The organism is Mycobacterium sp. NGS68, from assembly GCF_059812195.1.
In genome coordinates this window covers 66,293-79,057 of the sequence record NZ_JCALCE010000014.1, presented here as the reverse complement: position 1 = coordinate 79,057, position 12,765 = coordinate 66,293, and the positions used below count along the sequence as shown (strand labels likewise).

Sequence of the window (12,765 nt, the reverse complement as noted above, 5' to 3'; positions counted from 1 at the left end):
GTGGACGACCGGGCTGAGACCGATCTGGCGTGGGACCTGGCCGATATCGCCTGTCTGCTGGTCCCGGACGGCGATCGCATCGACATCTACACCGCGATCGGCGCGGGCTATTCGTACTCCGCAATCGAGCGGATGCTGAGGGCGATCCACCGCGAGGGTGTGCCGGTGAGCCCCGCGCTGGCGGCCAGGCTGACCGACTGGCTCAGCGCATACGCCCATCACCGCGACACGCCCCGGCTGCACGCACTCCTCGAGTCCATCCGGTCGGCCGGCTGACCCGCGCCCGTCGTCAGATCGTCGCCGGCAGCCCGAACTTCGCGAACAGGGCGTTGTCCAGGAACGCCACCACGTGTGACACGCCGTCGGCCATCATGTCCAGGACGTGCAGCTGGAAGGGCACGTGCACGGCGCCCTGGCGCATGTACATGGCGGCGGCGGGCTGGCCGTTGGCGATCAGCGGCAGCATCCGCATGTCGCCGGCGCCGTCGGCGGGACACTGCTGATGGATGAGCGTGATGATGTCCCGCGCGCCCCGGTACCAGCCGGTGTACGGCGGCATCTCCCAGATCGCGTCGGCGGTGAACAGCTCCACCAGTCGGTCGATGTCGTACGTCTCGAAGGCCGCGACGTAGCGGCCCAGCCTGTCCTGCGCCTCGGCGGAGTCCGGCGCGATCAGCCGGTCGTCGGTGCTGGGCCCGACGGCCTCCAGCTGCGACCGGGCGCGCTGCAGCAGACTGTTGACGGCGACGGTGGTGGTGCCGATCGCGTCGGCCACCTCGGCGGCCTTCCACTGCAGCACGTCACGCAACAGCAGCACCGCGCGCTGGCGGGGCGACAGGTGCTGCAGCGCGGCGACGAACGCCAACCGCACCGACTCCCGCGACCCGACGATGACCGACGGATCGGCGGGATGGTCGGTGGGCTCCGGCAGCGGTTCCAGCCAGGGCACCTCGGCGCGTTCGACCAGCTCGGCCGTCGGGTCCGAGCTGGTCGTGCCCAGCCCCGTCGGCAGCGGCCGTCGCGCCCGGCCTTCCAGCGCGCTCAGGCAGGTATTGGTGGCGATCCGGTGCAGCCAGGTCCGGATCGACGACTTGCCCTCGAACCGGTCGTAGGCTTTCCAGGCGCGCAGCAACGTCTCCTGCACCAGGTCCTCCGCGTCGTGCAGCGACCCCGTCATCCGGTAGCAGTGCGCCAGCAGTTCACGGCGGTACGGTTCTGCGTGCGTGGCGAAATCTGCATCGGAATCTTCCGCGAGCACACTCACGCAAAAGAGCCTACTTAGAGTTCCCGACAAACCCGCCCGGGGAGCCATTACGCTGCCCGTAATGACTACCAACCGCACTGAACGCAATTTCGACGGCGTGGGCGGCGTGCGCATCGTCTACGACGTGTGGACGCCGGACACACCGCCGAAAGCCCTCGTCGTGCTGGCGCACGGGTTTGGCGAGCATGCGCGGCGCTACGACCATGTCGCGCAGCGGTTCGGCGAGGCCGGGTTGATCACCTACGCGCTGGACCACCGGGGGCACGGGCGCTCCGGCGGCAAGCGGGTGATGGTGCGGGATGTCAGCGAGTTCACCGCCGACTTCGACACGCTGGTGGGCATCGCCAAGCGGGAGAATCCCGGCCTCAAGTGCATCGTGCTGGGGCACAGTATGGGCGGCGGGATCGTCTTCGCCTATGGCGTGGAGCGCCCGGACAACTACGACCTGATGGTGCTGTCCGGTCCGGCAGTGGCCGCCCAGGAGATGGTGAGTCCGCTGGTGGTGCTCGCCGCCAAGGGACTCGGCATCCTGGCGCCCGGTCTGCCGGTGCAGGCGCTGGACTTCACCGCCATTTCCCGCGACCCAGAGGTGGTGGCGGCCTACGACAGCGACCCGCTGGTCTACCACGGGCGGGTGCCCGCCGGTCTGGGCCGGGCGCTGCTACAAGTCGGCGAGACCATGCCGCAGCGGGCCCCGGCGCTGACGGCGCCGCTGCTGGTGGTGCACGGCTCCGACGACAAGCTGATCCCCGTCGCCGGCAGTCACCGCCTGGTGGAATGCGTGGGATCCAACGACGTCGAGCTCAAGGTGTATCCCGGGCTGTACCACGAGGTGTTCAACGAGCCGGAGCGCGACCAGGTGCTCGACGACGTGGTGACCTGGATCAACAAGCGGCTGTGAGGCGGCGTCCCCGAGTTGTCATACCCCTGCACTAGCTTGGCGATATGACCGACGACAAAATGCTGGCGCGCATTGCCGCGCTGCTGCGTCAGGCCGAGGGCACGGACAACCCGCATGAGGCGGACGCGTTCATGGGTGCCGCGCAGCGGCTGGCCACGGCGGCCTCCATCGACCTGGCGGTGGCCCGGTCGCATGCGGCCAACCGTTCACCCGCGCAGGCGCCCACGCAGCGCACCGTCACCATCGGCACCGCCGGCACCCGCGGGCTGCGGACGTACGTGCAGCTTTTCGTGCTGATCGCGGCCGCCAACGACGTGCGCTGCGACATCGCGTCGAATTCGACGTTCGTCTACGCCTACGGGTTCACCGAGGACATCGACGCGACCCACGCGTTGTACGCCAGCCTGGTGGTCCAGATGGTGCGCGCGTCGGACGGCTACCTGGCCTCGGGCGCGCACCGGCCCACGCCGACGATCACCGCGCGGCTCAACTTCCAGCTCGCGTTCGGAGTCCGGGTCGGCCAGCGGCTGGCCGAGGCCCGCGAGCAGGCCCAGCAGGAGGTCGCCAAGGATCGTAGCCGCGCGCCTGGCACGGCGATCGCCTTGCGGGACAAGGAGTTAGAGCTGCGCGACTACTATCGCGGCGCCTCGAAGGCGCGGGGCACCTGGCGCGCCAGCAGCGCGACGGCGGGTTATTCGTCGGCGGCGCGGCGCGCCGGTGACCGCGCCGGCCGGCATGCGAGGCTCGGCAACAGCCCCGAGCTGCCCGGGGCGCGGAGCGCGCTGGGCCGGTGACCCAGGCGGCCTCGCCGCGGGATTCCCAGCGCGCCAAGGTTTATGCGGCCGAGGACTTCGTCCGGACGATGTTCGACCGGGCCGCCGAGCACGGCTCCCGCGCGGTGGACTTCTTCGGCACGCAGTTGACGCTGCCGCCGGAGGCGCGGTTCGGGTCGGTGGAGTCCGTGCAGCGCTACGTCGACGACGTGCTGGCGCTGCCGGCGGTGCGCCGCAACTGGCCCGGGGTGTCGTCCCTGCGGGTGCGGGCCCGGCGGGCGGCCACCGCCGCGCACTACGAAAATCGCGACGGCGCAGGCACCATCGCGGTTCCCGACCGCGACACCGCCGACTGGGCGATGCGCGAGCTGGTGGTGCTGCACGAAGTGGCGCACCATTTGTGCCAGACGCAGCCGCCGCACGGTCCGCAGTTCGTCGCGACGTTCTGCACGCTCGCGGAGCTGGTGATGGGCGCCGAACTTGGGCACGTGCTGCGCGTCGTCTACGCGAAGGAGGGGGTGCGGTGGAGCTAGATCCCGACGATCCCGACGCCCGGGCGCGCTCGGTCGAAGCGCAGATGACCGACGACGAGCGGTTCTCGCTGCTCGTCGGGGTGATGGGCGCCGGTGAGATGTGGCCGGTGCGCGACGAGCGGATCCCGCCAGACGTTCCGATGAGCGCCGCGTACGTGCCGGGGGTTCCCCGGCTTGGCGTTCCGGCGCTGCGGATGAGCGACGCGGGGCTGGGCGTCACCAACCCCGGCTTCCGGGCCGGTGACACCGCCACCGCGCTGCCGGCGGGTCTGGCGCTGGCCGCCGGTTTCGACCCGGGGCTGGCCCGGGCCGCGGGGTCGGTGATCGGCAGGGAGGCGCGCTGGCGCGGGTTCAACGTGCAGCTGGCCGGCGCCATGAACCTGGCCCGCGATCCGCGCAACGGCCGCAACTTCGAATACCTTTCGGAGGACCCGCTTTTGACCGGCGTGATCGCGGCGGCGTCGGTCACCGGCATCCAGCACCAGGGCGTCATCTCGACGGTCAAGCACTACTCGCTGAACTGCAACGAGACCAACCGGCACTGGCTGGACGCGATCATCGACCCCGACGCGCACCGCGAATCGGACCTGCTGGCCTTCCAGATCGCGATCGAGCGCGCGCAGCCCGGTGCCGTCATGGCGGCCTACAACAAGGTCAACGGCGACTACGCCGCGGCCAACGACATCTTGCTGAACCAGGTGCTGAAAGGCGACTGGGGATACCGCGGCTGGGTGATGTCCGACTGGGGCGGGACACCGGGCTGGGAGTGCGCGCTGAGCGGTCTCGACCAGGAGTGCGGCGCCCAGATCGATGCGGTGTTCTGGCAGTCGGAGGCGTTCACCGAGCCCCTGCGGAGCGCTTACGCCGACGGCAGGCTGCCCAGGGAGCGGTTGTCGGACATGGTGCGGCGGATCCTGCGGTCGATGTTCGCGGTCGGCGTCGACCGGTGGGAGTCGGTCGCCGAGCCGGATATGGCGGCGCACAACGAGATTGCGCTGCAGGTGGCGCGGCAGGGCATCGTGTTGCTGGCCAACCGCGGCGCGCTTCCCCTGGCGCCGTCGGCCCGCGTCGCCGTCATCGGCGGGTATGCGCATCGCGGGGTGCCGACGGGCTGCGGCTCCAGCGCCGTCGTTCCGCCCGGCGGGTACGCGGAGGTGATCCCGATCGGCGGCCCCGGGCTGGCGGGCGGCCTGCGCAATCTGTACCTGTTGCCGTCGAGCCCGCTGGACGAGCTGAGAAAGCAGATCCCCGATGCGCAGATCGACTTCGACCCCGGCGTCAGCCCGGCCGAGGCCGTGTTGGCGGCGCGGCGGGCGGACGTCGCGATCGTCGTCGCGATCCGCGTCGAGGGGGAGGGCCTCGACGCGGCCGACCTTTCGCTGCCGTGGGGGCAGGACGAGGTGATCGCCGCCGTCGCGGAGGTCAATCCCAACACCGTCGTGGTGCTGCAGACGGGCAATCCGGTGGCGATGCCGTGGCGCGATTCGGTGAACGCCGTCGTGCAGGCGTGGTATCCGGGCCAGGCCGGCGGCCGGGCGATCGCGGAAGTCCTTGCCGGACAGGTGAACCCGTCGGGTCGGCTGCCGATCACGTTTCCGGTCGGTCTCGACCAGACGCCGCGTCCCGAGCTGCCCGGCCTGGGCGAGCCCGTCGGGACGCCGAACACCGTCGACTACTTCGAGGGCGCCGACGTCGGCTACCGCTGGTTCGCCGCGCAGGCCCGGGTCCCGATGTTCGCGTTCGGACACGGGTTGTCCTACACCGCGTTCGAGTATCGCGACCTGACGGTGAACGCCTCCGATACCGTGACGGCGAGCTTCACCGTGCGCAACGCCGGCGCTCGCGGCGGCGCGGACGTCCCGCAGCTGTACCTGACCGCCGCGCCGGCCGGACCGCGGTTGCGGCTGCTCGGGTTTGAGCGGGTGCAGCTGGAACCCGGCGAGAGCAGGCGGGTGACCATCGCGGCGGATCCCCGCCTGCTCGCGCGCTACGACGGCGCCGCCCCGGGCTGGCGCATCACCCCGGGGCGGTACGCCGTGGCCGTCGGGGCCTCGGCGGCGGCCCTGAAGCTGCGCGCCGACATCGAGCTGGCCGGCCGGGTGTTCGCTACTTGACCTCGACGAGCTCTTCGCCGCAGACGCAGCGGTAACTCTCGCCCGAACCGGAGCAGTGGCATTCGACCTCGACGCGAACGCGGCAGCCGCAGCCGTCGTGGCCGCAGGTCAGCAGGGTTCCCGGTGCGTAGTCAGTCATTTCGTAATCCCCTATCTGTCTGGGTGACTTGGTGTTGCGCTTGCAACCCTATACCCGGTAGGGGTATCTGGCAAGGATCGGCGCCGCGCTAGTTTGGACGGCATGCCCGAAACTCCCACACCGCAAGACGTCGACGCGTTTCTGGACACCACGCTGATCGCCGAGGATCCGGTGCTGGCGGAGGCGGTCCAGGCCAGCAACGCGGCGGGCCTGCCGCCCATCGCCGTGTCGGTGCAGCAGGGCAAGTTCCTGAGCCTGCTGGCCGGCGCGATCGGTGCCCGCCGCATCCTCGAGTTCGGCACGCTGGGTGGTTTCAGCACCATCTGGCTGGCGCGTGGCGCGGGGCCGCAGGGGCGCGTCACCACGCTGGAGTACGAGCCCAGGCACGCCGAGGTCGCCAAGGCCAACCTGGAGCGGGCCGGGTTGGCCGACCGGGTGGAGGTGCTGGTCGGTGCCGCGCTGGACACGCTGCCGACGGTGACGGGTGGCCCCTTCGACCTGGTGTTCATCGACGCCGACAAGGAGAACAACCTCGCCTACCTGGACTGGGCACTGCGGCTGACCCGACCGGGCTCGGTCATCGTGGTGGACAACGTGATTCGCGACGGCCAGATACTGACCGAGTCCGATGATCCGAGGGTCACCGCGACGCGTCAGACCCTGCAGGTGATGGGCGAGCATCCGCGGCTGGACACCGCGGCGCTGCAGACGGTCGGGGCGAAGGGCTGGGACGGCTTCGCTATCGCGCGGGTCAGTTAGCGCGGCGTCAGATCCTGCACGGCCTGCGCGGCGGAGGTGATCCTGCCCAGCCGCAGCGCCGTTTCGCCGGCGTACAGCGCCGCGCGGTCGACCCACGAGTCGGGCATCCGGCGGTCCGGCGCCGCGGGTGAGAACAGCGGCCGGCGCGGTGACTGCAGCCGCACTACGTCGCCCAGCTCGCGGTAGAGCGGCGCCGCCATCGGCCGGCTGGCCGCGTTGAGCATGGCGGGCAGCGTCTTGGCGCGGCCGTCGTCGCGGCACCAGCGGCGGGTGGCGGCGTTGGGGATCACCCGATGCCGCAGCGGCCAGGTCAGTCCGAACAGGTTGGTCTCGATGGTCCTGTCGGCGTTCATGATTCGCCGCTGATACTCGCTGTTGGCGTTGACCTCGTGGGTGAGCAGGAAGCGGGTGCCGGCGACGACGCCGCTGGCTCCCGCCGCCAGCGCCGCGTCGGTGTCGGAGGCGTCGGCGATGCCGCCGGCCAGAAACACCGGGCGGGTCCGGGCCGCGGCCAGCGCCCGCGGCAGGAACTCCAGCGCCGGCTCGGCGCCCACCAGGTGACCGCCGGCCTCGCGCCCCTGCGCGATCAGGCCGTCGGCGCCCCAGCCGATGGCGCGACGCGCCTGTGCCCGGCTGCCGACCATCACGAAGACGAAGATCCCGGCCTCACGCAGGTGCTCGACGACGCTGCGGGTCTCGCCGAACGCCAGCACCGCGACGTCCACCCGGCTGTCGACGCACACCTCGATGTGGCGGCGACCGACGAAGCGCATCAACAGGTTTACCGCGACGGCCCGGCCCGGCGCCTCCGTGCGCACCCGGTCGATCGAAGCCCGCAACTGCCACGGCGTGGCCAGCCCCAGCGTGCCCAGGCCGCCGGCCTTGGCGACCGCGGCGGCCAGCGGCGCACCCGCCAGGCCACCCATGCCCGCCTGGCTCACCGGAACGTCGAGGCGCAGCCGGTCGAGGATGTCGGTGGTGGCGGTCATTGCCGCCGACGTTACAGGCCGTCAGCACCGTCCTGGCCGGGGCCGCCGGGGCCGCCGTTGGTGCCGTTGGGCGCGGTGCCAACGCCCCCGTGGCCGCCCTGGCCGCCCGTCCCGCCGTCGCCACCGACCGCGCCGTTGCCGTCGCCGCCGTCGCCTCCGTCCCCGCCGGTGCCGCCGGTGCCGCCATCGCCGCCGTTGCCGCCGCCGGACGACTTCCCGCCGGCGCCGCCGTTCCCGGCGGTTCCGCCGTTTCCGCCCGCGCCCCCGGCTTGGCCGGCAACTGCGCCGTTTCCGCCGTTGCCACCCGTGCCACCGGTCCCGCCAAGGCCGCCGTTGCCGCCGTTGCCGCTGCCCGACGCGGTGCCGCCGAGACCACCGGTGCCGCCGGACCCGCCCGCGCCGCCCGCCTGGCCCGGAGCGCCGTCGGCCCCGGTGCCGCCCTGGCCGCCCTCCCCGCCGGGACCGGCGTTGTTGGAGTTGTAGCCGGGGCCGCCGATGCCGCCGTCGCCGCCGGTCCCGCCGCCGCCCGCGCCGCCGATGCTGCCCGCGCTGCCGGTGCCCGAGCCGGGTTGTCCGCCCGCGCCGCCGCCGCCGCCCGCGCCGCCGGTGCCGCCCATCAGGCCGTCATCGGTGGAGCCGTCGATCCCGCCGTAGCCGCCGGAGCCGCCGTGGCCACCGCCGCCGCCGGCGCCACCGCTGCCGTTGTTGGCTCCGACACCGGCCACACCTCCGACGCCTCCGGTGCCTCCGGCTCCGCCGGCGCCGCCGGCATAGCCCGTCTGGTCAGTACCGCCGCTGCCGCCGTAGCCGCCGTAGCCGCCGCTGCCGCCTTGGCCGCCGTTGCCCGCTGCCAGGCCGCCGGGACCCGCGAGCCCGCCGGTGCCGCCGGTGCCGCCGGTACCGCCCGCCCAGCCGGCCGTCGATTCGCCGGTATCGCCCTGGCCGCCCTGGCCGCCGACGCCGCCGTCGCCGCCGTTGCCGCCGATCCCGCCGGTGCCGGGATTGCCGCCCGTACCGCCGGTGCCGCCCGTGCCGCCCACGGCGCCGGCCGAATCCTGGCCCGTGCCGCCGTAGCCGCCGCCACCGCCGACGCCGCCGGTGCCGCCGTTGCCGCCGACACCCGCGGCCCCGCCGGTGCCAGGCTCTCCGCCGGTGCCGCCGTTACCGCCCGCGCCGCCCGCGAAGCCGTTTTGCTGGTAGTTGCCCGGGCCGCCCCAGCCGCCGCCCCCGCCGGTGCCGCCGACGCCGCCGTTGCCGGCCGTTCCGCCGGCTCCACTGTTCCCGCCGGTGCCGCCGACGCCGCCGTTCCCGCCGGTGCCGCCGACTTGTTCGAGGTCGCCGGCACCGCCGAAGCCGCCCTGGCCGCCGGTGCCACCGGTCCCGCCGGTGCCATACGCGGCCTGGCCGCTGCTGGACATGCCGCCCGCGCCGGCGGCGCCGCCCGTACCGCCGGCGCCGCCCGTGCCGCCCGGGCCCGTCTCGCCATTGCCGCCGTAACCGCCGTACCCGCCGTCGCCGCCGTCGCCGCCGTAGCCGGCGTAGCCGCTGGACCCGGCTTCAGCGCCCGTGCCGCCCGCCCCGCCCGCGCCACCGACGCCGCCCGTGCCCGCAGCGGCGACGGCGCCGGGGCCCTTCCCGGCCCAGCCACCGTAACCGCCCTGGCCGCCGTCGCCCCCGTAGCCGCCCTGGCCGCCGCCGGAACCCGTGTCCGGGGTGCCGGAGCCGCCCGTGCCGCCGGCTCCGCCGACCCCACCCGTGCCGCCGGCGCCGTTGGTGCCGCCCTTGGTCGCGCCGCCACCGTTGCCGCCGGCGCCGGCGAGGCCGCCGTTGCCGCCTTGGTGCCCGGAGTCGGCGAGGCCCGCCGCGCCGGCCCCGCCCGCACCGCCGGTGCCGCCGGCGCCGCCGGTGCCGATCGTGCCGCCCGTGCCGCCCCTGCCCGCGAGTCCGTTGACGCCGCCCTCGCCGCCATCGCCTCCCTTGCCGCCGTCGCCGGCGCCGCTACCGGTGTCCGCGGTGCCTGAACCGCCCGCCCCACCCGTGCCGCCGACGCCGCCCGTGCCGCCGCTGCCGTTGGTGCCACCGGCGCCGCTGTTGCCGCCGGCCCCGCCCCAGCCACCGGCGCCGCCGTTGGTGCCGTTACCGCCGGTGCCCGCCGCGGCGCTGGCCCCGGCCCCGCCCAGGCCTCCGGTGCCGCCCATGCCGCCGTCGCCGTAGGTGCCCGCCGTACCACCACGACCGCCGGTCCCGGCCGCGCCACCGGCGCCGGCGTCGCCGCCCGTGCCACCGTGGCCGCCGCTGCCGGCGCCGGTGCCGGTGTCGGCAGCGCCGGTGCCACCGACTCCGCCGATTCCGCCGTCGCCGCCGCGCCCACCGCTGCCGTTGGTGCCGGAGACGCCCGCGTTGCCCCCGGCGCCGCCGACCCCGCCGTTGCCGCCGGTGCCACCCGTGACGCCTTTCCCGGTGCTGGCCGGGCCGGCGTCGCCGCCGTCGCCGCCGTCGCCGCCGGCCCCACCGACGCCGCCCTGGCCGAATAGCCCGCCACTGCCGCCGACGCCGCCGTTGCCTCCGGCACCGCCGGCGTTGCCGGCCAGGCCGGCGATTCCGGCTCCGCCCGCGCCGCCGGCGCCACCGATGCCCGACAGCGATCCGCCGGCGCCCCCGGCGCCGCCGTTGCCGCCGGCGCCGCCCATGCCGCCGTTGCCGCCGTTGCCGATGAGCCCCGCCGCGCCGCCGGCGCCACCGGTTGCCCCGGCGTTGGTGCTGGCCCCGCCGTTGCCGCCGTTGCCGTACAGGATGCCGCCGGCGCCGCCGGCCGTGCCGACGCCGTTGACCGTCGTTCCGTTGGCGCCGTTGCCGACCAGCGGGCGGCCGAGCAGCAGCATGGTGGGCGTGTTGACGAGCCCCAGCAGGCCGTCCGCCGCGCTGGCGGCCTCGGTGGCGGCATACGCATGCACACCGGACAGCAGGTTGCGCGTGAACTGCTCATGGAACGTCGAAGCCTGCGCGGCCAGCGCCTGATACTCGCTGGCGTGCTCGGAAAACAGCGTCGCCACGGCCGTCGACACCTCGTCGGCCGCCGCGCGGGCCAGGTTCGTGGTGGTGCCCGCCGCGGCGGAGTTGGCGTTGGCCAGCAAACCGCGGAGGCGGTCGACGTCAGCGGCCGCGACGGCAACGCTCTCTGGTGAAATCAGGACGTGAGTCATTAGCACCTCGCGAGTCATCAGGGCTCCCCCGAGCAACGGGTGGCCCGATGCTATCGGCTGGAATTGACGCGGGTGCCGAAAAGCGCGGAAACACAGTTGCGGCTCTAACGCCCGTACCCCGGCCGGGTGTGTGGATGGTCGGCATGTGGGGCCCTTGAGGTGGGATTTCGGCAAGGATCGGCAACCAGCTGTGTGCGTGTCGAAACGCAATTCCCGTAGGCAGCTGTCCGCGGTCGCCAAGAAGATCCTGGCCGATGCCCCGATGGGGTGCCGGTGAGGTGCGGCGATGTGAAGGCGGACGGGGCTGCGAGCTGACGCCGGCGTCGTTCCGCGGGCGCTCTCGCGGGCAAGCGACGGGCCGCAGCGCGGCGAAACCGTACGCCTAGCCGCAGACCGCGCCGATCGCCGCCGAGCCGACCAGCTTGACGTACTTGGCCAGCACGCCGGTCTTGTAGCGCGGCGGGGGAGGCCTGAAACCCTCTCCCCGAGCGGCGAATTCGTCGGCGTCGGTCAGCACGTCCAGAGTGGCCGCCTTGACGTCGAGACGGATCCGGTCGCCGTCGCGCAGGAAGGCGATGGGCCCGGCGTCGACGGCCTCGGGCGCGATGTGCCCTACGCACAGGCCGGTCGTCCCGCCGGAGAACCGGCCGTCGGTCAGCAGCAGCACGTCCTTGCCGAGCCCGGCGCCCTTGATCGCGCCAGTGATGGCGAGCATCTCGCGCATGCCGGGCCCGCCCTTGGGGCCTTCGTAGCGGATCACGACGGCGTCACCGTGGGTGATGGTGCCGTCTTCGAGGGCGTCCAGGGCGGCCCGCTCGCCGTCGAAAACCCTTGCGGTGCCTTCGAACACGTCGGAATCGAAGCCGGCCGTCTTGACCACCGCGCCCTCGGGCGCCAGCGAACCGCGCAGGATGGTGATGCCGCCGGTCGGGTGGATCGGGTTGTCCAGGGCGCGCAGCACCTTGCCGTCCGGGTCGGGCGGGGCGATGTCGGCGAGGTTCTCGGCCACCGTCTTACCGGTCACCGTCAGGCAGTCGCCGTTCAACAGGCCCGCGTCCAGCAGGGTTTTCATCACCACCGGCACGCCGCCGATGTGGTCGACGTGGGACATGACGTGCCGGCCGAACGGCTTGACGTCGGCCAGGTGCGGCACCTTGGCGCCGATCCGGCTGAAGTCGTCGAGGGAGAGCTCGACGTCGGCCTCGTGCGCGATGGCCAGCAGGTGCAGCACCGCGTTGGTGGAGCCGCCGAATGCCATCACCACCGCGATCGCGTTCTCGAACGCACCCTGCGTCATGATGTCGCGCGCCGTGATGCCCTGGCGCAGCAGTTCGATGACGGCCTGGCCGCTGCGGCGGGCGAACCCGTCGCGGCGACGGTCGGTCGCCGGGGGAGCCGCGCTGCCCGGCAGCGACATGCCCAGCGCCTCGGCGGCGCTGGCCATGGTGTTGGCCGTGTACATGCCGCCGCACGCGCCCTCGCCGGGGCAGATCGCGCGCTCGATGGCGTCCACGTCCTCGCGGCTCATCAGCCCGCGCGAGCACGCGCCGACCGCCTCGAACGCGTCGATGATGGTCACTTCACGCTCGCTGCCGTCGGACAGCTTGGCCACGCCCGGCAGGATCGAGCCCGCGTAGAGGAACACCGCCGCCAGGTCCAGGCGGGCGGCGGCCATCAGCATGCCGGGCAGGGACTTGTCGCAGCCGGCCAGCAGTACCGACCCGTCGAGTCGCTCGGCCTGCATCACGGTCTCCACGCTGTCCGCGATCACCTCGCGCGAGACCAGCGAGAAGTGCATCCCCTCGTGGCCCATCGAGATGCCGTCGGACACCGAGATCGTCCCGAACTCGAGCGGGTAGCCGCCCGCGGCGAACACGCCCTCCTTGACGGCCTTGGCCAGCCGGTCCAGCGACAGGTTGCACGGCGTGATTTCGTTCCACGACGACGCGACCCCGATCTGGGCCTTGGCGAAATCCTCGTCGCCCATGCCTACCGCCCGCAGCATGCCGCGGGCGGCGGCCTTCTCCAGGCCGTCGGTGACGTCGCGACTGCGGGGTTTGATGTCGGGGCCGGTCATCGTTCAAGTATGC

Annotated in this window: 11 protein-coding genes; 6 read left to right on the top strand and 5 right to left on the bottom strand. The window is 73.4% G+C overall.

Features of this window, described 5'->3' with window-relative positions:
* Nucleotides 1-276 carry a hypothetical protein gene (locus AC5Y5V_RS17050; protein ID WP_499937519.1) on the top strand — a complete coding sequence of 92 codons (276 nt, stop codon included), beginning with the start codon at nucleotides 1-3 and terminating at the stop codon, nucleotides 274-276.
* Between the two features lie 13 nt (nucleotides 277-289).
* On the opposite strand, the gene AC5Y5V_RS17045 is transcribed toward AC5Y5V_RS17050, so the two are convergent.
* Nucleotides 290-1,378 (bottom strand): sigma-70 family RNA polymerase sigma factor, encoded by a 1,089-nt coding sequence (locus tag AC5Y5V_RS17045; RefSeq protein ID WP_499937518.1) that lies wholly within the window; start codon nucleotides 1,376-1,378, stop codon nucleotides 290-292.
* Here AC5Y5V_RS17045 and AC5Y5V_RS17040 point away from each other — a divergent pair.
* From AC5Y5V_RS17040 to AC5Y5V_RS17025, 4 genes are read left to right on the top strand one after another with little or no spacing between them, the layout of a single operon-like run.
* Nucleotides 1,326-2,165: an alpha/beta hydrolase gene (locus tag AC5Y5V_RS17040; protein ID WP_499937517.1), complete on the top strand. Its 840-nt coding sequence runs from the start codon at nucleotides 1,326-1,328 to the stop codon at nucleotides 2,163-2,165. The two genes, AC5Y5V_RS17045 and AC5Y5V_RS17040, sit on opposite strands and share 53 nt — an antisense overlap.
* A 44-nt stretch (nucleotides 2,166-2,209) precedes the next feature.
* Nucleotides 2,210-2,959 (top strand): DUF2786 domain-containing protein, encoded by a 750-nt coding sequence (locus AC5Y5V_RS17035; RefSeq protein WP_499937515.1) that lies wholly within the window; start codon nucleotides 2,210-2,212, stop codon nucleotides 2,957-2,959.
* Entirely contained in the window at nucleotides 2,956-3,471 is a 516-nt protein-coding gene (locus AC5Y5V_RS17030; protein WP_499937513.1) for a TIGR04338 family metallohydrolase, read from the top strand. Before AC5Y5V_RS17035 ends, AC5Y5V_RS17030 begins: the two co-directional genes overlap by 4 nt.
* 44 nt (nucleotides 3,472-3,515) lie before the next feature.
* Nucleotides 3,516-5,585: a beta-glucosidase gene (locus AC5Y5V_RS17025; protein ID WP_499937705.1), complete on the top strand. Its 2,070-nt coding sequence runs from the start codon at nucleotides 3,516-3,518 to the stop codon at nucleotides 5,583-5,585.
* Here AC5Y5V_RS17025 and mymT read toward each other — a convergent pair.
* A complete protein-coding gene (gene mymT, locus AC5Y5V_RS17020) occupies nucleotides 5,578-5,724 on the bottom strand; it encodes a copper-binding metallothionein MymT (RefSeq protein ID WP_499937510.1) in 147 nt (48 codons plus the stop codon). The two genes, AC5Y5V_RS17025 and mymT, sit on opposite strands and share 8 nt — an antisense overlap.
* Before the next feature lie 102 nt (nucleotides 5,725-5,826).
* Between mymT and AC5Y5V_RS17015 the strand changes: the two genes are divergently transcribed.
* Complete coding sequence (locus AC5Y5V_RS17015) at nucleotides 5,827-6,483, top strand: O-methyltransferase (protein ID WP_499937508.1); 657 nt, start codon at nucleotides 5,827-5,829, stop codon at nucleotides 6,481-6,483.
* Here AC5Y5V_RS17015 and AC5Y5V_RS17010 read toward each other — a convergent pair.
* The 3 genes from AC5Y5V_RS17010 to ilvD all read right to left on the bottom strand — a co-directional run bounded on the left by AC5Y5V_RS17010 (nucleotide 6,480) and on the right by ilvD (nucleotide 12,752).
* Nucleotides 6,480-7,472, bottom strand: coding sequence for an NAD(P)H-dependent flavin oxidoreductase (locus AC5Y5V_RS17010; protein ID WP_499937506.1), 993 nt, complete (start codon nucleotides 7,470-7,472; stop codon nucleotides 6,480-6,482). The genes AC5Y5V_RS17015 and AC5Y5V_RS17010 overlap by 4 nt on opposite strands.
* 11 nt (nucleotides 7,473-7,483) lie before the next feature.
* Nucleotides 7,484-10,675 (bottom strand): PE family protein, encoded by a 3,192-nt coding sequence (locus AC5Y5V_RS17005; RefSeq protein WP_499937504.1) that lies wholly within the window; start codon nucleotides 10,673-10,675, stop codon nucleotides 7,484-7,486.
* A gap of 382 nt (nucleotides 10,676-11,057) precedes the next feature.
* A complete protein-coding gene (ilvD, locus tag AC5Y5V_RS17000) occupies nucleotides 11,058-12,752 on the bottom strand; it encodes a dihydroxy-acid dehydratase (protein WP_499937501.1) in 1,695 nt (564 codons plus the stop codon).
* Nucleotides 12,753-12,765 lie beyond the last annotated feature (13 nt).